This window comes from Cytobacillus sp. FSL W7-1323 (assembly GCF_038595015.1).
GTDB classification, from domain to species: Bacteria; Bacillota; Bacilli; order Bacillales; family Cytobacillaceae; genus Cytobacillus; species Cytobacillus kochii.
In genome coordinates, this window is the sequence record NZ_CP151998.1 from 4287204 (window position 1) to 4309321 (window position 22118).

At 38.6% G+C, this 22118-nt stretch carries 19 protein-coding genes; 2 read left to right on the plus strand and 17 right to left on the minus strand.

Annotated features, from left to right (window positions below; genetic code table 11):
• Nucleotides 1-52 precede the first annotated feature (52 nt).
• Complete coding sequence (locus MKX67_RS21800) at nucleotides 53-1027, plus strand: multidrug resistance efflux transporter family protein (RefSeq protein ID WP_322909842.1); 975 nt, start codon at nucleotides 53-55, stop codon at nucleotides 1025-1027.
• A 12-nt stretch (nucleotides 1028-1039) separates the two neighbouring features.
• On the opposite strand, the gene MKX67_RS21805 is transcribed toward MKX67_RS21800, so the two are convergent.
• The 8 genes from MKX67_RS21805 to MKX67_RS21840 form a co-directional block, all read right to left on the minus strand.
• Nucleotides 1040-1486 (minus strand): hypothetical protein, encoded by a 447-nt coding sequence (locus tag MKX67_RS21805; RefSeq protein ID WP_095371569.1) that lies wholly within the window; start codon nucleotides 1484-1486, stop codon nucleotides 1040-1042.
• A gap of 145 nt (nucleotides 1487-1631) precedes the next feature.
• Nucleotides 1632-2246 (minus strand): thymidine kinase, encoded by a 615-nt coding sequence (locus MKX67_RS21810; RefSeq protein WP_095371568.1) that lies wholly within the window; start codon nucleotides 2244-2246, stop codon nucleotides 1632-1634.
• A 192-nt stretch (nucleotides 2247-2438) separates the two neighbouring features.
• Nucleotides 2439-2645 (minus strand): 50S ribosomal protein L31, encoded by a 207-nt coding sequence (gene rpmE, locus MKX67_RS21815; RefSeq protein WP_095371567.1) that lies wholly within the window; start codon nucleotides 2643-2645, stop codon nucleotides 2439-2441.
• 155 nt (nucleotides 2646-2800) lie between these two features.
• A complete protein-coding gene (gene rho, locus MKX67_RS21820; protein WP_095371566.1) occupies nucleotides 2801-4069 on the minus strand; it encodes a transcription termination factor Rho in 1269 nt (422 codons plus the stop codon).
• A gap of 308 nt (nucleotides 4070-4377) precedes the next feature.
• On the minus strand, nucleotides 4378-5340 hold the full coding sequence (gene glpX, locus MKX67_RS21825; protein WP_095371565.1) for a class II fructose-bisphosphatase: 963 nt from the start codon (nucleotides 5338-5340) through the stop codon (nucleotides 4378-4380).
• Between the two features lie 92 nt (nucleotides 5341-5432).
• Nucleotides 5433-6719, minus strand: a complete 1287-nt coding sequence (locus MKX67_RS21830) for a UDP-N-acetylglucosamine 1-carboxyvinyltransferase (protein ID WP_095371564.1) — start codon at nucleotides 6717-6719, stop codon at nucleotides 5433-5435.
• Nucleotides 6720-7177: 458 nt separating this feature from the next.
• Nucleotides 7178-8035, minus strand: a complete 858-nt coding sequence (locus tag MKX67_RS21835; RefSeq protein ID WP_095371563.1) for a class II fructose-bisphosphate aldolase — start codon at nucleotides 8033-8035, stop codon at nucleotides 7178-7180.
• A gap of 228 nt (nucleotides 8036-8263) precedes the next feature.
• A complete protein-coding gene (locus MKX67_RS21840; RefSeq protein WP_095371562.1) occupies nucleotides 8264-8632 on the minus strand; it encodes a response regulator in 369 nt (122 codons plus the stop codon).
• A 267-nt stretch (nucleotides 8633-8899) separates the two neighbouring features.
• Here MKX67_RS21840 and MKX67_RS21845 point away from each other — a divergent pair, with 267 nt between their 5' ends.
• Nucleotides 8900-9427: a DUF2529 domain-containing protein gene (locus MKX67_RS21845; protein WP_307318189.1), complete on the plus strand. Its 528-nt coding sequence runs from the start codon at nucleotides 8900-8902 to the stop codon at nucleotides 9425-9427.
• A 246-nt stretch (nucleotides 9428-9673) separates the two neighbouring features.
• On the opposite strand, the gene MKX67_RS21850 is transcribed toward MKX67_RS21845, so the two are convergent.
• From MKX67_RS21850 to MKX67_RS21890, 9 genes are all read right to left on the minus strand, one after another.
• Nucleotides 9674-10000, minus strand: a complete 327-nt coding sequence (locus MKX67_RS21850; protein WP_322909843.1) for a hypothetical protein — start codon at nucleotides 9998-10000, stop codon at nucleotides 9674-9676.
• A 262-nt stretch (nucleotides 10001-10262) separates the two neighbouring features.
• Complete coding sequence (locus MKX67_RS21855; RefSeq protein WP_095371561.1) at nucleotides 10263-11864, minus strand: CTP synthase; 1602 nt, start codon at nucleotides 11862-11864, stop codon at nucleotides 10263-10265.
• A gap of 282 nt (nucleotides 11865-12146) precedes the next feature.
• Complete coding sequence (rpoE, locus tag MKX67_RS21860) at nucleotides 12147-12686, minus strand: DNA-directed RNA polymerase subunit delta (RefSeq protein ID WP_095371560.1); 540 nt, start codon at nucleotides 12684-12686, stop codon at nucleotides 12147-12149.
• A 631-nt stretch (nucleotides 12687-13317) separates the two neighbouring features.
• Nucleotides 13318-16581 carry a fused isobutyryl-CoA mutase/GTPase IcmF gene (icmF, locus tag MKX67_RS21865; protein ID WP_341052501.1) on the minus strand — a complete coding sequence of 1088 codons (3264 nt, stop codon included), beginning with the start codon at nucleotides 16579-16581 and terminating at the stop codon, nucleotides 13318-13320.
• Nucleotides 16582-16691: 110 nt separating this feature from the next.
• Nucleotides 16692-17321: a TetR/AcrR family transcriptional regulator gene (locus MKX67_RS21870; RefSeq protein ID WP_095371558.1), complete on the minus strand. Its 630-nt coding sequence runs from the start codon at nucleotides 17319-17321 to the stop codon at nucleotides 16692-16694.
• Between the two features lie 150 nt (nucleotides 17322-17471).
• Nucleotides 17472-18611 (minus strand): acyl-CoA dehydrogenase, encoded by a 1140-nt coding sequence (locus MKX67_RS21875; protein ID WP_095371557.1) that lies wholly within the window; start codon nucleotides 18609-18611, stop codon nucleotides 17472-17474.
• A 23-nt stretch (nucleotides 18612-18634) separates the two neighbouring features.
• The gene (locus tag MKX67_RS21880; protein WP_342488766.1) at nucleotides 18635-19765 is read right to left on the minus strand and encodes an acyl-CoA dehydrogenase; all 1131 of its coding nucleotides are present in this window, start codon (nucleotides 19763-19765) and stop codon (nucleotides 18635-18637) included.
• A 95-nt stretch (nucleotides 19766-19860) separates the two neighbouring features.
• The gene (locus tag MKX67_RS21885) at nucleotides 19861-20712 is read right to left on the minus strand and encodes a 3-hydroxybutyryl-CoA dehydrogenase (RefSeq protein ID WP_095371555.1); all 852 of its coding nucleotides are present in this window, start codon (nucleotides 20710-20712) and stop codon (nucleotides 19861-19863) included.
• Between the two features lie 21 nt (nucleotides 20713-20733).
• Complete coding sequence (locus tag MKX67_RS21890) at nucleotides 20734-21921, minus strand: acetyl-CoA C-acetyltransferase (protein ID WP_095371554.1); 1188 nt, start codon at nucleotides 21919-21921, stop codon at nucleotides 20734-20736.
• Between the last annotated feature and the right edge of the window lie 197 nt (nucleotides 21922-22118).

Here is a 22118-nt window from a genome sequence, read left to right on the forward strand (position 1 = left end):
CTTTCATCGTTTACTATAGTAAAGTTATCTAATTAAAAATGAGGTGCAGCACATGAAAGCCATTATGATTGGAATACTCTCCGCATTCTTTTTTGCTTTTACATTTGTTTTAAATGCAGCTATGGAAATGAATGGAGGAAGCTGGTATTGGAGTGCATCGCTCCGTTACTTCTTTATGATTCCACTTCTACTTATCATTGTTTTATACCGTAAGAGCTTACGTGCACTTATGATTGAAATGAAAAAAGCTCCTGGAAAATGGATGCTATGGAGCACAATTGGCTTTGGGCTATTTTATGCCCCTATATGTTTTGCTGCTGCCTATGGTCCCGGCTGGCTAATTGCTGCCACCTGGCAAATCACGATTATTTCTGGCAGTCTACTTGCCCCATTATTTTATGAAATGCGCCACACTTCTCAAGGAGTCATTCGCATAAAAGGGCAAATTCCTTTTAGAGGACTACTCATGAGTCTCATTATTTTAGTTGGCGTATTCGTTATCCAATGGGACCATGCCTCTGTTGTATCGGTGAAAGATACTTTTATTTGCACCTTAGCCATTCTTATTGCATCGTTTGCTTACCCTCTAGGGAATCGAAAAATGATGGCCTTAACAAACAAGCGCTTAGATCCTTATCAAAGAGTGCTTGGTATGACAATAGCTAGCCTTCCTTTTTGGCTCTTACTTGCATTTATTGGTTTACAAACAGCTGGCATGCCATCGATGAGTCAAGTTTATCAATCGGGGTTAGTAGCCTTATTTTCAGGTGTTTTTGCAACGGTACTATTCTTTGCTGCCACCGATCTCGTTCAAGGCAACATGCAAAAACTTGGAGCTGTGGAGGCAACACAGTCCTTTGAAGTGCTGTTCGCAATGATTGGTGAAGTGATCATTTTATCTGCTCCTCTTCCTTCTGCCACTGCTACGGTTGGAATCAGTTTAGTAATACTCGGAATGGCACTTCATAGTTATGTATCCAATTTACCTCAAAAGGGATTTAAAAAGGAAAAGGAAGAGACGGTTTAATTCACCGTCTCTTTAGTCTGTATGGTCTTCTCTAATTTTCACATTTATATAATAGGTCGGCACCGCACCAACTAATTTTTTTTGCAAACTTTCCTCAGCTTTTTCACGTTCCGCTTTTGATGAAAAGTCTTTATTCGTATACACAGTTACATGCATATATTCCCCGTCAATCCATATACCACCTGGTTCATAATCAGTAAGCTTATTAATCGTTGATCTTGCTTGATTAATATCACTACGGTCTGATTTTTTATCGCCATTGGTATTTAATAAGTTGGGATTTTGTTCATACATCGACCATTCCTGAACATCTTCGGAACGATGACCAGAAGGGCTGCTTATTCTAACGGTATCGGTATGTTTGTTGATATCATAAGTTTTATCAGCGTTTGCACCGTAATTATAAGAACAACCAGTTAGTAGACTGATTAACAAAACACCTGTAATGGTTTTTTTCATGAATGAATGGCACCCCCTACTAAATAAAATGCCCATTCATTTTAAAATTTCAGCAAGCAATATTTCCTATGTAAAAAAATGTATGCCAGGGAGTTTTTTCGTTCCAAAAAAGACGCCAAAGTTAGCGTCTCCAATCAAAAATGTGTTATTTCATCATTTCCGTGTGATTTTTAATACTTTTTGGTTTGCCAATCACTTCATGATGTTCACGGCACCGAGGTTCATACGATTCCGATGCGCCAACAAGAATGGTGGGATCTGTATATGATGCTGGTTTACCATCAATTAAACGCTGCGTTCGACTAGCAGGTGAACCACAAACAGCACATACGGCTTGTAGTTTTGTCACTAACTCAGCAGTAGCCATTAAATCCGGCATCGGACCAAAAGGCTCACCACGAAAATCAACGTCTAACCCAGCCACAATGACACGATGACCGTTCCCCGCAAGCATCTCCACAACTTCAATGATTTGATTATCAAAAAACTGAACTTCATCAATAGCTACGACTTCTGTATCAGACGTAACAAATGACAAAATATCCTCTGAACAGGCTACAGGTTGAGCAATAAACGATGCCCCATTATGAGAAACAACTGATTCTTCACTATAACGTTTATCGATTTGAGGCTTGAATACAGCAATTTGCTGTTTGGCAAATTGCGCTCTCCTTACTCTGCGAATAAGCTCCTCTGACTTACCAGAGAACATACTCCCGCAAATTACCTCAACCCATCCATGATGATTGATAACATACATGAAAGGTCTCTCCTTCCGCAACAATCTAATCTATCTATAAACACCTATTACAGTCCTTACTGTTAAGGTCTCACAAAAGAAACATTCTTATGTTAAATGCCGAAAAATAGTGGTGGTGTGCACCACTATTTTTCGACATTCATGAAAAAACAGGCAAGTATCATGACTTGCCTGCTTTGATTGTTATTTAAATTACTTCTGTTTGATGCCGTATTTTTTATTGAAACGGTCAACACGTCCGCCAGCTTCAGCGAATTTTTGACGTCCAGTATAGAATGGGTGGCATTCTGAGCAAGTTTCTACACGGATTTCTTCTTGTACAGAACCCGTTTCGAATTCGTTACCGCATGCACATTTCACCATTGCTGTTTTATAGTTAGGATGAATTCCTGCTTTCATTCTTTTCATCTCCTTCCGCCCTGAATCATTCTGAAACAGAGTTATATAGTTACGGATTCACCGTAATCTTAGAAACGCACTGGAATCATTATAACAAGGTCGAGCTTAATTTGCAATCATCGATTACGAATCAGCTTTACCATTTGATTCCAAACCTAATGTGAGCGTTTTGCTTTCATCTCTTCACTCAATAAGGCAAAGAAATCCTCATTTGATTTCGTTTGCTTTAATTTTCTCATGAGTTTTTCCGCAAAATCAGGAGAATCAGTCATTGATTTACGGATTGCCCATAGTTTATCAAGATGATCCTTAGGAATCAACAATTCTTCCTTACGTGTACCAGATCGTCTAATATCAATTGCAGGGAAAATTCTTCTTTCCGCAAGCGAACGATCAAGATGCAATTCCATATTCCCCGTTCCTTTAAACTCTTCATAAATCACATCATCCATACGTGATCCCGTATCAACTAGAGCAGTAGCTAAGATGGTTAAGCTTCCGCCTTCCTCAATATTTCTTGCGGCACCGAAAAACCTTTTCGGACGGTGGAATGCGGCTGGGTCAATACCGCCTGATAACGTACGACCACTTGGAGGAATGACCAAGTTATAAGCTCTAGCTAAACGTGTAATACTATCCATTAAGATGACAACATCGCGCTTATGCTCAACTAGACGCATCGCTCTCTCTAATACGAGCTCGGCCACTTTAATATGATTTTCCGGCACTTCGTCAAATGTTGAACTAACAACATCACCAGCAACAGAGCGTTCAATATCGGTTACTTCTTCCGGTCTTTCATCAATAAGTAATACGATAAGCTCTGCTTCAGGATGATTCGTTGTAATACTGTTGGCAATTTCTTTTAACAACATCGTTTTCCCTGCTTTTGGAGGAGCGACGATTAAGCCACGTTGTCCAAAACCAACTGGTGAAATTAAGTCCATAATTCTAGTTGAAATATGTCTTGTTTTTGTCTCTAAATTCATATGACGATCAGGATATAGAGGCGTTAAACCTGGGAAATGAACACGTTCCTTTGATGTCTCTGGATCATCTCCGTTAACCGCTTCCACTTGTAACAAACCAAAATAACGTTCATTTTCCTTCGGCGGACGAACTTTACCAGAAACTTTGTCACCATTTCTTAAATCAAAGCGACGAATTTGCGATGCAGAGATATAAATATCCTCTGAACTAGGCGAATAGTTAATCGGTCTTAAGAAACCGAAACCTTCTGATTGAATGATTTCTAGAACACCTTCCATAAAGAAGTATCCTTCTTGTTCCGCTCTCGCTTTTAATATCGCAAAAATAAGTTCTTTCTTTGATAATTTACTATAATAAGAAACTTTATATTCTCTTGCATGTTCATAAAGTTCTTTCAATTTCATATTCTCTAGACTTGAAATATTTAGTCCCATTTCTACACCACTCTTTAGATTTTTCGATTATTTCCCCCATATGCTAAAGAAATAAGATTCATTATACATTCGAATATGGTTGGAAAGGAAAGTATGTTTGAGGCTTCCTGAAGTAAACGAAGAGTTTGATTTAATCAACTCTACTTTGTAATAGAGGAATGATTGGTCTTCCTTTGAAAATATCTTTTATTTTACCCCTAACCTCTATGTTAGGCAACTACATTTTATAGTAGGATATTTGGAAGGATTCTTTCTATTTTAATTTAACCTAAGAAATGCAAGGATGCACTTCTTAGGTCTATCATCAATTATTTAATTACAAGATTAGGTTTTTTCTTCAAGCTATGACGACCATCAATAAACCTTACTGTGCCCGATTTAGCACGCATAACGACAGAAGACGTCGAACCGTAAGATCCTTTAAATTGAACGCCTTTCAAAAGTTCTCCATCCGTAATACCTGTCGCAGCAAAGATTGCGTCATCGCCTTTAACTAGGTCTTCCATCAATAAAACTTTGTTAACATCTAATCCCATTTTAATACATCTTTCTAGTTCCGCATCGTTTTGGGGAAGCAGTTTACCTTGCAATTCACCACCAAGACATTTCAATGCTACAGCTGCAACAACACCTTCAGGGGCACCACCTGCTCCAAATAAAATATCTACGCCTGTATGATCGAATGCCGTATTAATGGCTCCTGCTACATCACCTTCATTAATTAGCTTAATTCTAGCGCCAGCGTCACGCAATTGCTCTATAATATGTTGGTGGCGATCACGATTAAGTACAGTTGCAACAACGTCCTCAATATCTTTGTTTTTTGCTTTCGCAACAGCTCTCAAGTTATCAATCACTGGAGCATTGATATCGATTTGCCCAACCGCCTCAGGTCCAACGGCAATTTTATCCATATACATATCTGGTGCATATAGTAAGTTACCTCTATCTGCCACTGCCAGAACCGCAAGCGCATTCCAACCACCAGAGGCAACAATACTTGTACCTTCTACAGGATCGACTGCAATATCAACTTGAGGGCCAGAACCTGTTCCAAGCTCTTCGCCAATATATAGCATTGGTGCTTCATCCATTTCACCTTCACCAATCACTACTCTGCCCTGCATAGGAACTGTATTAAAGATATCTCTCATTGCTTCAGTTGCTGCACCATCAGCTTCATCTTTTAATCCACGGCCCATCCAACGAGCAGATGCTAGTGCTGCACCTTCTGTAACACGAACCAACTCCATTGATAAACTTCTTTCCATTTTTACTTCCTCCCCAATATTCACTTCGTCTCAGTATGTACTGAAATCGATGCGGAATCTAGATGTACATTTATAACATTGTCAATTCATCATTAAGCATTATTCATTTGTTCAATTTCTTGATCAGTTAGCTTTTCTCTCCAAATCGTTGCCCCTAAACCATTGAGTTTTTCAACTAAATGACTATAACCTCTATCAATGTGATCAACGCCTGTAACCTCTGTTACACCTTCAGCCATAAGGCCTGCGATGACTAGCGCCGCTCCAGCACGTAAATCACTTGCCTTTACTTTGGCACCTTGTAACTTCATAGGGCCGTTAATAATAGCCGAACGACCTTCTACTTTAATATTGGCGTTCATTCTTCTCAATTCATCAATATGCTTAAATCTAGCCCCATATATCGTATCAGTTACCATGCTTGTTCCTTCTGCATTCGTTAACAATGCCGTTAATGGTTGCTGAAGATCGGTTGGAAAACCAGGATATACAAGTGTCTTAATATCTACTGCCTTCATTTTTTCAGCGGGACCGACAAAAATTTGATCATCACCCGCTTCAATTTGTACACCCATTTCTCTTAGCTTTGCCGTTAATGATTCAAGATGATGGGGAATAACATTATCAATTAAAACGCCCTCTCCAGAAGCTGCAGCAAGCACCATATAAGTCCCTGCTTCAATACGATCAGGAATAATTGTATGTTGGCATCCATGGAGCTGATCTACACCATCAATACGGATGACATCAGTACCTGCGCCTTTTATTTTTGCACCCATATTATTCAGCAATGTAGCAACATCAATAATTTCAGGTTCTTTAGCCGCATTTTCTATAACCGTACGACCCTTTGCCTTTACAGCAGCGAGCATAATATTAATGGTTGCACCAACACTGACGACATCTAAATAAATACGTGCACCTCTTAGTTCATCTGCACGTAAATAAATCGCGCCTTGTTCATTTGTTACACTTGCGCCGAGTGCCTCAAAACCCTTAATATGCTGATCAATCGGTCTCGGTCCTAAATGACAACCACCCGGAAGTCCAATGACTGCTTTATTAAATCGTCCAAGCATGGCCCCCATTAAATAATAAGAAGCACGAAGCTTTTTCACCTTGCCATTAGGCATAGGCATGGAGATCATTGCAGAAGGATCAACCTGCATATCTCCATCAGCGAATGTTACTTCACCACCGATTTCCTCTAGTAAACCTTTTAAGATTTGCACATCCGAAATATCTGGTAAACCTTCTATTGTTACAGGCGAATCTGCTAGTATTGTTGCCGGTATTAAGGCAACTGCACTATTCTTCGCGCCGCTAATTCTCACTGTTCCTTTTAATGGGTACCCGCCTGCAATCATAAGCTTTTCCATTTTGAACTCCCTTCTAAGCCGTTAACGCAACCCCTTTATAGAGGATGCTCTATAAGAATAAGCTTGTCCTATGTGGAATCTTTTGCTCTATCAGTCATAAAACAAACCCGCATTTTAAAAAAACACAGGTGTAATCTACATTACCATTGTTGTCTATCTATTGAAAAAATAAGCATCTTTATGTTAACATGTCTAACAATTTTTAAAAAGCTCACATATGATAGGCATTTAGATGCATCTTCCTTCTCCTATTTTACACCATAACAATTGGAAATGTAGTTGTTGTTTCGAATTGTTATGAATATGTAAATTTTTAAGGAAACATTTGCATCATGGATTCATTCACCGATGGAAATTGTTGACTAATGAGTTTTCCGAGAGTCAAGAGGGATTGAATTGAGAAGTTGCTTTAAATAAGCTTAAGAAACCGTTGAATGAACAACGGCTTCTTTTCTATTTTATGCCTTGTTAGCAGAACCAAACTCGCGCATTTTCCCAATTACTGTTGCTTTAATTGCTTCACGAGCAGGCCCTAAATATTTACGTGGATCGTACATTTTTTCATCTGCTGCAAGGACTTCACGTACTTTTTTCGCAGATGCAATTTGGTTCTCTGTATTTACGTTAATCTTTGCTGTTCCTAGAGAAATTGCTCTTTGAATATCTTTCGTTGGGATACCTGTCCCACCATGCAATACAAGTGGTACACCTGTTAAGCCACGAATTTCTTCCATTTCTGTAAACCCTAAGTTAGGCTCACCTTTGTATGGTCCATGAACAGACCCAAGAGCAGGCGCTAAGCAGTCAATCCCTGTTCTCTGAACTAATTCTTCACATTCTTTTGCATCTGCATAAATAACGCCATCTGCAACAACGTCATCTTCTTGTCCACCAACAGTGCCAAGCTCAGCCTCAACAGATACTCCTTTTGAATGCGCATATTCTACTACTTTAGAAGTGATTTCGATATTTTGCTCAAATGGATCATGAGAAGCATCAATCATAACAGAAGTAAATCCTGCATCGATTGCTTCTTTACATTTATCATAACTTGAACCATGATCAAGATGAATGGCCACTGGAACAGTAATATTATAGTCTTCCATTAGACCTTCTACCATTTTAACAACCGTTTTAAATCCACCCATATAACGACCTGCACCCTCAGAAACACCAAGAATTACAGGTGATTTTTCTTCCTCAGCTGCTTGTAAAATTGCTTGTGTAAACTCTAAATTATTTAAGTTGAATTGACCAACTGCATAGCCCTCTGCATTTGCTTTTTTCAACATTTCAGTCATAGAAACTAAAGGCATATGTAAAAATCCTCCTTGTCTTATTCACTTCAGTCATTCCTTTTAAAGGATTTCCTTCCAGCTACATGTTTATGTACCCTAATAGCTCTCCATCAAACGGAAAAAATGAAATGAACATATAAATTCCATTTGTATCATACCAAAATGTGCAGAGAAAATCTATGATTAGGTTATAACTTTTCATAAATAAGATGTACTATTAATTAAAAAAGGCATAATTGTATAACCTTATTTAGGTACTGGTAAATATTTCTTAACTGCCGCCCGAATGTCATCTATGTCGAATGGTTTAGCAAAATGTGTTAAAGCACCTAAATCTTTTGCCTCTTGAATCATATCTAATTCTCCATAAGCAGTCATAATGATGACTCTTATATCATGATGCCCTTCTCTCATTCTCTTTAGAATTTCAATCCCATCCATGCCTGGGATTTTCATATCTAATAATACTAAGTCTGGGTCATGCTTCGCTACAATATCAAGGGCTTGAATTCCGTTTGCTGCTTGGTACGTTTCATAGCCCTCCTTCTGTAAAACTTCATTTAATAGAATCCTTATACCAAACTGATCATCGACAATCAATATTTTCCCTTTCATAATACACCCCATTCTCGTTTAATCAAGAATACTTAATGTTTTTAAATTCGACTCTAAGTGTTTTTTTCCTGCATTTGTTAGGAAAATAACTAGAATGAGTCATCGCCGTTAATTGCTATATTTCGACAAGTTGATGGTTCTCTTTTCGTTGTGTATCAATCAATTACTGTAGCACCAAAAAACCAAAGTGAGCAGCCTGATTATTTTGTGATTTCGTCTTATTTCAATATAATGATAATATTGGGAGAAGTACAGGAGGAATTATTAATGTTAAAGATTTTTTCTACACAATTATTCGGTTTATTTAAAAAATGGCAAGACAATCATGAAGAATCAATAGAAGATGCTGCTCGAATTTTAGCTCAAGCGAGTGTCGGTGAGGGCCATATATATATTTACGGAAAACAGGAGATGCAAGCTGTCGGTATCGAAGCAACTGAGGGAGTAGACGCACTGGCAAACGCAAAAGTCTGGGATTCTTCTGCATCATTTGATGATATCTCAGCTAGTGACCGTTTTCTCATTATCACCAGAGAGAGTGATGACAAGGAAGCACTCCTATTAGCACAACATTTGAGTAATCAATTCATACCTTTTGCAACAATAAGTGCCCTTCCATCTGATAACACGGAGCAATTAGCCTCCTATTCCGATGTACATTTCGACTTACAACTGAAGCAAGGACTTGTTCCAAATGAAAGCGGGGAACGAGTTGGTTATCCATCTGCGATAGGAGCATTATTTATCTATCATGGAATTAAATTTACGTTAGACGAGATATTAGCAGATTATTAATATGTGTATTTATATGAGGCGAGGGATTCCATTTTGACGGGGTTCCTTGCTTTTTTTATATGTTATAGAAGGGCTCATTTCTCGGGCGCATATATTCTTAACTACACAACGGCTTTGAAATAAATGATTAGTGTTTGTTTCATTGTCTCTTTAAACCAATATTACTTTTCTTTGCAAGTGTGAAGCGATTCTAAATTATTTACTGTGAAATTTTTTGTTTCGTTCATACATTTTTCAGTGACAAATTTACGATATGCACTGATACATGTTTCTTTCTCTTTCTGAACGACATGCGGGCCTCTTTTGTAAAGCGCTCACCTTTAGTGTTCCTTCTGAGTGACTTGCAAATCCCTTTTGCGAAGCGCTCACCTTTGGTTTTCTCTCCGAGTGACTTGCAAACCCCTTTTGCGAAGCGCTCACCTTTGGTTTTCTCTCTGAGTGACTTGCAAACCCCTTTTGCGAAGCGCTCACCTTTGGTTTTCTCTCTGAGTGACTTGCAAACTCCTTTTGCGAAGCGCTCACCTTTGGTTTTCTCTCTGAGTGGCTTGCAAACCCCTTTTGCGAAGCGCTCACCTTTGGTTTTCTCTCTGAGTGGCTTGCAAACCCCTTTTACGAAGCGCTCACCTTTGGTTTTCTCTCTGAGTGACTTGCAAACCCCTTTTGCGAAGCGCTCACCTTTGGTTTTTCCTTCTGAGTAACGTCATACCACTTACAGAAGCTAGCTTTATGAAGATTGATTGTAATAAAAATACCAAATTTTATTTTTGTACCCTTTTGAATTCTTGATTTTACACAAAAAAAGGAAGAGATCCGGAAATCTCCTCCTTATAACAATTTATTCATTGATATTGATTGTAGCACCGACAAAGTCACGGAAAAGTGGTTGTGGACGTGTTGGTCTAGATGTGAATTCTGGATGGAATTGAGATGCCACGAACCATGGGTGATCTTTCAATTCAATGATTTCTACTAGTCGACCATCTGGGCTTGTACCAGAGAAGACAAGACCCTTTTCTTCCATTTCTTGACGGTAGTGATTATTAAATTCATAACGGTGACGATGACGTTCGTAAACGACTTCATCTTGGTATGCTTCATAAGCAGCTGTACCTTCTTCTAGTTTACATGCTTGTAAGCCTAAACGTAGTGTACCACCTAAATCTTCAACATCTTTTTGTTCAGGTAAAAGGTCAATGATTGGGTGGTTCGTTTCAGGATTGATTTCCGCTGAGTGTGCACCATCTAATCCAAGAACGTTACGAGCAAATTCAACAGTAGCCAGTTGCATACCCAGACAAATGCCTAAGAATGGTTTATTGTTTTCACGGGCATATTGTGTTGCTAGGATTTTTCCTTCAATCCCACGATCCCCAAATCCACCTGGTACAAGAACACCGTCAACATCCCCTAAAAGTTCAGCAACATTTTCTTTAGTGACATGCTCTGCATTGATCCATTTTACATCAATATCTGCATCATGTGCATAACCTGCATGTTTTAATGCTTCAACAACAGAAATATAAGCATCTTGAAGAGCAACGTATTTCCCTACAAGTGCAATTTTTGTTTTCTTCGTTAAGTGAAGCACTTTGTCTACAAGTTGTTTCCACTCAGTCATATCTGCTTCTGCACAATCTAATTTCATCTCTTTGCATACACGTTTATCTAAGCCTTGTTCTTGTAAAGCTAATGGAATAGTGTAAAGTGTTTCAGCGTCTCTACATTCAATAACTGCTTCTTTATCAATATCACAGAAGAGTGCAAGCTTGTCTTTCATTTCTTGAGAGATAGGCATTTCTGTACGGACAACGACAACATTTGGTTGAATACCTAAGCTTCTTAATTCTTTTACACTGTGTTGTGTCGGCTTTGTTTTCATTTCTCCAGCCGCTTTAATATACGGCACCAATGTACAATGAATATACATAACATTATCTCGGCCGATATCACTCTTAATTTGGCGAATCGCCTCTAGGAATGGTAATGATTCGATATCACCGACAGTTCCACCGATTTCAGTAATAACGACATCTGCATTCGTTTCATGTCCCGCACGGAAAACTTTATCTTTAATTTCATTTGTAACATGAGGGATTACTTGAACCGTTCCTCCGTTATAATCTCCACGACGCTCTTTACGTAGAACCGTTGAGTAGATCTTCCCAGTTGTTACACTGCTGTATTTAGTTAAGTTTATGTCTACGAAACGCTCATAGTGACCTAAGTCTAAATCCGTTTCTGCGCCATCTCCTGTTACATAAACTTCACCGTGTTGATAAGGACTCATTGTACCTGGGTCCACATTGATATACGGGTCAAACTTTTGTATCGTTACGCTAAGCCCTCTATTTTTTAACAAACGTCCTAAAGATGCTGCAACGATTCCTTTACCTAATGACGAAACAACGCCGCCTGTAACAAAAATATATTTTGTCATGAATGATTCCCCCTTAACTATTCATAGCTTGTGCATTTATCCTTTGTTTAAAAAGATGAATCTTATCTTTCATAAAAAATTGTCCCATGCACGACCTTTTATTTGAAAAACTTGGTAGAAGCAGCACATGCTCAACTATCAAGCCTTACTCAAAAAAATAAAAAGCGCCCCGCTTACTTTAATTAAGTAAGGGAGCGCTTTTAGCGTATCAATTTATGATCGTTCCTTTTTAAAGGAGCCCAAAAATGATTCTACAAGGCTACAAGAAAAAAGTCAAGGCTATTATTTTCTGTCCTCATCGTCTTCATCTTCATCTAAATCATCATCTTCTAAATCATCGATGAGATCATCGTCTTCATCGAAATCTTCTTCGATATCTTCATCGTCATCGTCTTCATCATCAAGAAGATCATCCACATCATCGTCTTCATCTAGATCATCGTAATCCTCTAAATCATCGTAATCGATGTCTTCTTCTTCAAAATCTTCCTCTTCCTCATCTATTACAGATTTTTTCGCCTTTTTCTTCTTCGGCTTAATAACTGTAACAACTTCCTCTTCATACTGTTCTACAGGGTACCATGCACGCAGTCCCCAACGATTGTCTCCAAGACCAATGAAATGCCCTTCGATATTTAAATCTGTATAGAACTGGGCAATCTTCTCTTGGAATTCTTTTTCACTAAGATCCAAAAGGTTTTTTAATTCACTCACAATGTCAGCAAACGCCAAAGGCTCTTTTCTTTCATTTAATAATTCATGAGCCACTTCAATTAATGCCATTTCTTTTAATTGCTCTTTTGAGTATCCTTTTAAACTCAAGACCAGCACTTCCTTTCCCTATATCAAGCTATGTATTAGCAACATGTAATCAAATATTTCGTGCCTAATAGTATAACGCTAAAAATAAAAAAGACAACCTAAACATACTCGTCCAATCTCTAGGTTACAAGCAGCGGTGCCTTCTTAAAAGAAAAAAACGCATATTCTTCATTATAAACAAATTATTAGTGTTTATGCTACCTTTAACGATAAGTTTTCCTACTTTTTACATTGACCTTCGAGTTGTCTCTCCTTTTGATACAATCTTATTGCTAAAAGAGTAAAAAAGACAGACAACAAAAAGAAGGGGATGGCCCCTAGTTGTATTGAATAAAGATATCGTGCACATATGATAAACACTATGAATGCAAAAACAATCATAATTTGCTTCACACTCGCACCCACCTTAAAAAACAAAATCCATACCGATACTATTATATGATGATGGTTAGCAATTGTATATCTTATTTACTCAAGAAATTTTGTTGAATACGATCACTTTACTCCATTGTACCCAATTTATTCATTCCGGAAAAGTCAATGAATAAAATATCCTCTCTAGACGTTTAAAAACCCGAACTCACCTTTTAACATTTTTAGATGGTCCGGGTTATTATTCAATTATGACAATTTACATATTCCGTCTGTATTGTCCGCCCACTTCATATAATGCATTTGTTATCTGTCCTAAACTTGCTACGTTAACCGTTTCCATTAGTTCGTCAAAAATATTCCCACCGCTTACTGCAACCTCTTTTAATCGTTGCAGTGCTTCTTGAGCAACTGCTTGATTTCTTTCTTGGAAAAGTTGCAGATTACGTATTTGTGTTTCTTTTTCTTCTTTAGATGCCCTGGCAATCTCCATACTGTCAACTGCATCATCTGCTGGTGGATTTGGATTGATATACGTATTGACACCAATAATCGGCAGCTCTCCTGTATGTTTTTTCATTTCATAATACATCGATTCATCTTGAATTTTACCGCGTTGATATTGTGTCTCCATCGCACCTAGTACGCCACCGCGATCATTCATTCGCTCAAATTCAACCAATACTTGCTCTTCGACTAAATCTGTTAATTCATCAATAATGAATGCACCTTGTAAAGGATTTTCATTTTTAGACAATCCATGTTCCTTAGTAATTATCATTTGGATAGCCATCGCTCGCCTAACTGATTCTTCTGTCGGTGTTGTAATCGCCTCGTCATATGCATTAGTATGAAGAGAATTACAATTATCTTGGAGTGCCATTAATGCTTGCAGCGTTGTACGAATATCATTAAAGTCTATTTCTTGTGCATGTAAAGAACGACCAGACGTTTGAATGTGGTATTTTAATTTTTGACTTCTCTCATTTGCACCATATTTGTCGCGCATAACCGTCGCCCATATACGTCTCGCGACTCGACCGAGAACAGTGTATTCTGGGTCTAAACCGTTCGAGAAGAAAAATGAAAGGTTTGGCGCAAAGTCATTGATATTCATCCCTCTGCTTAAATAATATTCCACATAAGTAAAACCGTTGGCTAAGGTAAACGCCAATTGAGAGATAGGGTTCGCTCCCGCCTCGGCAATATGATAGCCTGAAATGGAAACAGAATAATAATTTCGAACCTTTTGATCAATAAAATATTGTTGAATATCTCCCATCATTCTTAAGGCAAACTCAGTGGAGAATATGCAAGTATTCTGGCCTTGGTCTTCTTTTAAAATATCAGCCTGAACGGTTCCGCGTACAGTTTGTAAAGTGAAAGCTCTGACTTCTGCAAACTCTTCTACTGTGAGATTCCTACCTAATTCTTTTTCTTTCTTTTCAACTTGCTGAGAAATGGCTGTGTTCATAAACATCGCTAGGATGATAGGGGCCGGACCATTTATTGTCATAGAGACAGAAGTCGTTGGGTGACAAAGATCAAAGCCCGCATAGAGCTTCCTCATATCATCAAGTGTACAAATACTAACGCCACTCTCTCCTACTTTTCCATATATATCTGGGCGATAGTCCGGGTCTTCTCCATATAAAGTAACTGAATCAAAAGCTGTACTTAATCGCTTCGCATCGTCATCTTTAGATAAATAATGAAAACGACGGTTGGTTCTTTCAGGTGTACCTTCACCTGCAAATTGTCTCTTCGGATCTTCTCCTTCTCGTTTAAAAGGGAAAACACCAGCTGTATAAGGGAAAGAGCCTGGTACATTTTCTTTATAAACCCAATTGATAATTTCCCCGTAATCTTTATAACTCGGTAGAGCCACTTTCGGGATCTCTAAGCCAGATAAGCTCTTCGTCCGCAGAATAGTTACTATCTCTTTATCTCTTATTTTTGTGACAAACTTATCACCTTTGTATTGCTCTCTTAACTGCTCCCAACCTTCTAATATCTTCTTAGATTCAATTGTTAATTGTTCATATGTCTTATCTTTTAACATTTGCAGGGCACTGTGCGCACTTGTATCTTTTTCTTCAGATAACATGGTCATTGCACCCTCTAGCTGAAAAAGCTTTCTTGCTAAATCCGCTTGTTCTTCGGCTTTTTTATGATAGGTGCGTACCGTATCAGAAACTTCTCTTAAATAGTAACGTTGATCATTCGGAATGATGACATTTTGTTTTTCTACATCAGCCGTTTTCTCATAAGTGGTTACCCAATTTAAACCCGCTTGTTTATTTATGATTTCAACAAGATTAGCAAATACGGCATTCGTGCCCGGGTCATTAAATTGACTGGCAATCGTACCGAAGACAGGCATGTCATCAAGTTCTTTTTCAAATAGCATGTGACTGCGCTGATATTGCTTTTGCACTTGTCTTTTCGCATCTTCCGACCCTTTACGTTCAAATTTATTGATAACAATTAAATCAGCATAATCAATCATATCAATCTTTTCTAACTGTGAAGGAGCGCCAAATTCACTAGTCATCACATACATAGAGACATCACAAATATCCGTAATACCTGCATCCCCTTGACCGATACCACTTGTTTCGACAATGACTAAATCAAAACCAGCAGCTTTTACTACTGAAATCGCATCCTTAATAGCCAGTGACAATTCACTTCTCGCTTTTCTTGTTGCCAGGCTTCGCATATAGACTCTCGGATGAAAAATCGCATTCATTCTTATCCGATCTCCGAGTAATGCCCCACCTGTTTTTTGTTTTGTCGGATCAACTGAAAGAATAGCTACTTTCTTATCAGGGATATCATGGATAAACCTTCTAATTAGTTCATCCGTTAATGAACTTTTACCCGCTCCCCCTGTTCCAGTGATACCAACGACTGGGACTTGTTTCTCTAGTTTCTTCACTTTATCCATTACGGGATCCAGACTGGCCGCAAGTTCTTTCTCTAAACTAATGTGATGTTCGGCGATTGTAATTAACCTTGCTATCGAGTTCACATTGCCTTCTGGAAGCTTCTTAACTAGGTTATCATCTTGTTGAGTAAACGTAGGAAAATCACATTCTTCTAGCATTTCATTGATCATTCCTTGCAAGCCATTCTTTCTGCCGTCTTCAGGTGAAAAAATTCTTGCTATCCCATATTCGTGCAATTCTCTAATTTCACGTGGAATAATAACGCCTCCACCGCCACCATAGATGCGAATGTGAGGTGCTCCCTTTTCTTGTAAGAGGTCATACATGTACTTGAAATATTCAACATGACCTCCTTGATAGGAAGACATGGCAATTCCTTGGACATCCTCTTGTATGGCAGCATTCACTACTTCTTCAACTGACCGATTATGCCCAAGATGAATGACCTCTGCCCCGCTCGCTTGAATAATACGCCTCATGATATTAATAGATGCATCATGACCATCAAATAAACTTGAAGCTGTTACAAATCGGACATGATTCTTTGGTTTATAAACCTCTATCGTACTCATGGATAAATCCTCCTCTTCATCCAGCATTAATCATCACTGTTCTTTCTTTCGGTGAAGGTAATCTTAGTTGTGAAAATATTTTATTTTCAGTTATTTTTACAGTTAATCTATTATCGTTTCTCTGCATGAATTGCTTGAAAAAGTAAATCTGTTTGTAGTTCAATATATTCCTCAATCGTAAACATTCTTTGTAATGACCAACGCCTAAACGCCCACATTTGTCCTTGGACAAAAATATTATGAGCGATCATTTTGACCTTTGTCTCAGGTAATGAAAGCTCTCCATTTTCTATGCAAAGAACGATTACTTTCTCAAACATTGCCACCATTTCAATTTCTTTTTCTAAAACATAAGGTAACGCGTCTTTCGATAAAGACTTTACTTCCTGATACATCACTAGCACTTCATCCTGCATACCATCAACGACTCGGAAATAATCTGCTATCCCTTGTCTCAGGCTATCAATCGTTCCCTTTTTTGTGTCTAGCCCCTTTTGTAGATGCTCTCGAACCTTATCATAAATACTGTCACAGACAAGATATAGTACGTCTTCTTTTGTTCCGATATATTCATATAATGTACCAATACTAAATCCAGAAGCTTTCGCAATCTCTCTTGTCGTCGTTCGGTGGAACCCCTTTTCGATGAATAGGTTCACCGCGCCTTTGATCATTTGATCTCTTCTTTTTTTTACAAGCTTTTCATCTTTGACAGAGGCCTGTACTTCTCTCTTTGACATGATTATCTACCGTCCTTTTATACCCTCCATCCATGTTGATGACTGTATAAACCTCTCTTTACTTAATGGATCTATGAGAAGAATCATTTAATGCGGGGCAACGATCTAATTGCGTACCTAAACATAATCGGCGCCCCATTTCTTTATTTGTTATTTCGTAACCATTCTTGAAATGACTAATCTTTGAATTTCTTGAGTACCCTCATAAATTTGTGTAATCTTTGCGTCTCTCATGTAACGCTCGACAGGATAATCCTTTGTATAACCATAGCCACCAAATACTTGCACAGCATCCGTTGTCACCTTCATCGCCGCATCGCCAGCAAAAAGTTTAGACATAGCTGATTCTTTTCCATAAGGCAGTCCGGCAGATTCCAACCAAGCTGCTTGATAGGTCAATAGTCTAGCTGCTTCTACACTTGTTGCCATATCTGCTAATTTAAAACCAATTCCTTGCTGGGCCGCAATCGGTTTTCCAAATTGAACACGCTCTTTTGCATAAGCAGTTGCCGCATCTAACGCACCTTGAGCAATTCCGACAGCTTGTGCAGCAATACCATTACGACCACCATCTAACGTCATCATCGCAATCTTAAAGCCCTCACCGACTTCGCCGAGCACATTTTCAACTGGTACTTTACACTCTTCGAAAATGATTTCAGTTGTAGGAGAAGAACGAATACCTAACTTTTTCTCTTTTTTACCGACAGAGAATCCTTCATAATTAGACTCGACTATAAAGGCCGTTGTTCCTTTATGTTTATTTGAAGGATCAGTTAAAGCAAATACAACATAGATTTCTGCTTCACCACCATTTGTGATGAAAATTTTTGAGCCATTAAGAATGTAATGACTGCCCTCTAATCTCGCCGTTGTTTTCATACCGCCAGCATCAGATCCGCTACCTGGTTCCGTTAGACCATAAGCACCTATTTTTTCACCTTGTGCCATCGGCTTTAAATATTTTTGTTTTTGTTCCTCTGAACCAAATTTATAAATTGGCCATCCGGCTAGGGATGTATGTGCAGATAAAGTTACACCGGTAGATGCACATACACGTGACAGTTCTTCCACCGCTATACAGTATGCTAAATAATCACTCCCAATACCACCGTATTCCTCTGGCCAAGGAATACCTGTTAAACCTAGTTCAGCCATTTTATTAAATATATTGCGATCAAAGCGTTCCTCTTCATCACGACTAGCAGCGGTCGGCGCCACTTCGTTTTCAGCAAAATCTCTTACCATTTTTCTAATCATTTCATGTTCTTCACTTAATTGAAAATTCATGATTACTCCTCCAAGATAAATTGTTAAAGTTGTTTACTGATTACTAGCTTTTGAATTTCACTTGTACCTTCGTATATTTCCGTTATTTTTGCATCACGGAAATATCTTTCTACTGGATAATCTTCTGTATAGCCATAGCCACCAAATACTTGAATCGCATCCGTTGTGACTTCAACAGCTGTTTTAGAAGCGAATAATTTAGACATTGATGCTTCTTTCCCACATTTTTGACCGTTTTGTCTCATATGAGCAGCACGATAGATTAGTAGTCTTGCTCCTTCAACTGCCGTTGCCATATCCGCTAACTTAAAGCCAATACCTTGCTGGGCTGCAATCGGCTTACCAAATTGGACTCTTTCTTTAGCATAACGAGTGGATGCCTCAAGGGCAGCTTCAGAAATCCCCAGGGCTTGGGCAGCAATGCCAATCCTCCCCACATCTAAATTAGACATGGCAATCTTAAAGCCTTCACCTTCTTCACCTAAAAGGTTTTCCGAAGGTACCTCCATATCTTCAAAGCTAAGCTGTAAAGTTCTTGAACCATGAAGTCCCATTTTATGTTCATCTTTTCCGATGACTAGTCCAGGGGTATCCTTGTCAACAATAAAAGCCGATATTCCTTTTGTTCCTAATGCTGTGTTTGTGGAAGCAAAGACAATATAGACATCCGCTTCTCCACCGTTTGTAATAAATACTTTGGAGCCATTGATAATATATTGATCTCCTTTTTTTACCGCTTTTGACTTTAAGCTTCCTGCATCAGAACCTGCACTTGGTTCAGTCAAGCAAAACGCACCCAAATATTCTCCACTAGCTAACTTGGGAACATACTTTTGTTTTTGTGTTTCTGTACCAAAATAAACAATTGGATTCGTACCTACAGATGTATGGACAGATAAAATCACACCAATTGTTGCACTTACTTTAGAGATTTCATTAATAGCAATGATATAGGACATAAAATCCATTTCAGAGCCACCGTATTTTTCTGGAATGGGAATCCCCATTAATCCAAGCTCTCCCATTTTCCTCAAGACTTCCCTTGGAAACTCGCCAGCTTCCATCCTATCCACATATGGAGCTATCTCGGCTTGAGCAAAATCCCTCACCATTTTTCTCATCATCTCTTGCTCTTCAGTAAACTTTAAATGCATATACTTAACCCCCGATGTCGTCAATTGTATGTGTCTTAGCAAGGTTCAAAAAAGATTTTTATCCACTTCGACTAATTATTTAACTTACTTAATCATTAAGCGTATTCGTAAAAACCTTTACCAGTTTTCTTACCTAGCCATCCAGCCTTTACATACTTTCTTAATAAAGGACATGGACGATACTTATCATCACCGAAGCCTTCGTGTAAAATTTCCATAATATAGAGACACGTATCTAAACCGATGAAATCTGCTAAAGTCAACGGTCCCATCGGATGGTTCATACCCAGTTTCATAACGTCATCGATTGCTTCTTTCGTTGCAACTCCCTCATATAATGTATAGACAGCCTCATTAATCATCGGCATGAGAATGCGGTTAGACACAAAACCTGGAAAGTCCTCCACTTCTACTGGCACCTTGTTTAATTGTTTCGTCATGTCCTCAATTGCTTGATACACTTCATCTGTTGTTGCTAAACCACGTATAATTTCGACTAATTTCATGACTGGTACAGGGTTCATAAAATGCATACCAATCACTTTTTCGGGACGTTTAGTCGCTGCGGCAATTTCCGTAATCGGTAAAGAAGATGTATTTGATGCTAATATCGTATGTGCTGGCGTAATTTCATCTAGTTGGTTAAATATCTTTGTCTTCACTTCCATATTTTCAACAGCTGCTTCTATCACTAAATCAACCTGTTTTGCATCTTCTAATGAAGTAGAGGGAATCAGATTAGCAAGAACTTTTTCCATTTCTTCTGCTTGCATTCTGCCCTTATCTACTTGTCTAGTTAAATTCTTTTTAATCACACTTAATCCACGGTCTAAAAACTCCTGCTTTAAATCATTTAAATAAACACTAAATCCCGCTTGCGCACAAACTTGCGCGATCCCTGAACCCATTTGTCCTGCACCGATAACCATTACTGTATTGATACTCATTTATTTATCCCCTCCAGGAATTTATTGTTTGGCCACTTCTATCATTACTGCGTCACCCTGACCTCCACCTGAACAAATAGCAGCAATGCCAATACCGCCACCTCTACGCTTTAATTCATGCATGAGTGTTAAAATAATCCTTGCACCACTTGCACCAATCGGGTGACCGAGGGCAACCGCACCGCCATTCACATTTACCTTCTCTTCATCTAATTTAGCAATTCTTCCACTTGTTAAGGCAACTGCTGCAAAGGCTTCGTTTATTTCAAATAAATCAATATCATCTAAGCTTTTACCTGTCTTTTTTAATAACTCATTAATGACTAAGCCAGGTGTTTGCGGAAAGTCCTTTGCTTCTACCGCAATTGCTGTATGACCGAGAATTACTGCCCCTATCTCTTTTCCTTCACGCTCTGCCTTTTCTGCACTCATCAGTACAAGGGCAGCCGCACCGTCATTTACACCAGGAGCATTCCCTGCAGTAATACTTCCACCTGGACCAAACGCGGAACCTAGTTTAGCTAACTTTTCTAAGGATGTATCTTTCCTAGGCGCTTCATCTTCTGAAACGACGATGCTCTCACCTTTTCTTTGCGGTACTTCAACTGGCACAATTTCTTCAGCTAATTTACCTGATTTAATTGCTTCTGCTGCTCGCTGATGACTTCTCAATGCCCATCTATCTTGTTCTTCTCTACTAATGTTGAATGCTTCTGCTGTTTCATTCCCATAAGTGCCCATATGCACACCAGAAAAGCTGCAAGTTAAACCATCATATGTCATTAAATCCTGCACTTTGCCATCGCCCATTCTTAATCCCCATCTAGCCTTTGGCAGAAGATAAGGAGCATTACTCATCGATTCCATTCCACCGGCAACAATGATCTCTTCTTCACCTAGTCTTAAAATTTGATCTGCTAAGGTCACACTCCTCATTCCTGAAGCACATACCTTATTGATTGTTTCCGTTTTCACTTCCCAAGGTAAGTCAGCTTTTCGCGCTGCTTGCCTTGACGGGAGCTGTCCTTGTCCTCCTTGTAAGACTGAGCCTAAAATTACTTCGCCTACATCTTGCCCAGCAACATTCGCTCGTTTTAGAGCTTCTTTAACAACGATTCCACCTAAATCTGAAGCGGTGAAAGAGCTTAACCCACCAGCAAACTTACCAAAAGGTGTTCTCGCACCTGCAACAATGACTGTTTTACTCAAAACTTTCACTCCATTCCTATTTATCTCTTATTCACTAAATTTTCTTTTAACTAAGAGGCTATTGACTGAACGCTCGCTCAAAGGATGTCCATAGAAAAAAGTAAAATTTCTACAAATATCATGAAAGCGCTTTATTTACTTTATTTTACACGAAAAAAGAGAAGAATTAAAACAATATCCTAAAAATTCATAAAATT

What these genes read in the sequence shown, in the direction of transcription:
- MKX67_RS21880 (WP_342488766.1), bottom strand. Translation starts at nt 19,765, where the DNA reads ATGCATTTAAAGTTTACTGAAGAGCAAGAGATGATGAGAAAAATGGTG.
- MKX67_RS21800 (WP_322909842.1), top strand. Translation starts at nt 53, where the DNA reads ATGAAAGCCATTATGATTGGAATACTCTCCGCATTCTTTTTTGCTTTT.
- MKX67_RS21835 (WP_095371563.1), bottom strand. Translation starts at nt 8,035, where the DNA reads ATGCCTTTAGTTTCTATGACTGAAATGTTGAAAAAAGCAAATGCAGAG.
- MKX67_RS21870 (WP_095371558.1), bottom strand. Translation starts at nt 17,321, where the DNA reads ATGTCAAAGAGAGAAGTACAGGCCTCTGTCAAAGATGAAAAGCTTGTA.
- MKX67_RS21805 (WP_095371569.1), bottom strand. Translation starts at nt 1,486, where the DNA reads ATGAAAAAAACCATTACAGGTGTTTTGTTAATCAGTCTACTAACTGGT.
- icmF (WP_341052501.1), bottom strand. Translation starts at nt 16,581, where the DNA reads ATGAGTACGATAGAGGTTTATAAACCAAAGAATCATGTCCGATTTGTA.
- rpmE (WP_095371567.1), bottom strand. Translation starts at nt 2,645, where the DNA reads ATGAAAGCAGGAATTCATCCTAACTATAAAACAGCAATGGTGAAATGT.
- glpX (WP_095371565.1), bottom strand. Translation starts at nt 5,340, where the DNA reads ATGGAAAGAAGTTTATCAATGGAGTTGGTTCGTGTTACAGAAGGTGCA.
- MKX67_RS21885 (WP_095371555.1), bottom strand. Translation starts at nt 20,712, where the DNA reads ATGAGTATCAATACAGTAATGGTTATCGGTGCAGGACAAATGGGTTCA.
- rho (WP_095371566.1), bottom strand. Translation starts at nt 4,069, where the DNA reads ATGGGACTAAATATTTCAAGTCTAGAGAATATGAAATTGAAAGAACTT.
- MKX67_RS21840 (WP_095371562.1), bottom strand. Translation starts at nt 8,632, where the DNA reads ATGAAAGGGAAAATATTGATTGTCGATGATCAGTTTGGTATAAGGATT.
- MKX67_RS21810 (WP_095371568.1), bottom strand. Translation starts at nt 2,246, where the DNA reads ATGTATGTTATCAATCATCATGGATGGGTTGAGGTAATTTGCGGGAGT.
- MKX67_RS21830 (WP_095371564.1), bottom strand. Translation starts at nt 6,719, where the DNA reads ATGGAAAAGCTTATGATTGCAGGCGGGTACCCATTAAAAGGAACAGTG.
- MKX67_RS21855 (WP_095371561.1), bottom strand. Translation starts at nt 11,864, where the DNA reads ATGACAAAATATATTTTTGTTACAGGCGGCGTTGTTTCGTCATTAGGT.
- MKX67_RS21845 (WP_307318189.1), top strand. Translation starts at nt 8,900, where the DNA reads ATGTTAAAGATTTTTTCTACACAATTATTCGGTTTATTTAAAAAATGG.
- MKX67_RS21875 (WP_095371557.1), bottom strand. Translation starts at nt 18,611, where the DNA reads ATGAATTTTCAATTAAGTGAAGAACATGAAATGATTAGAAAAATGGTA.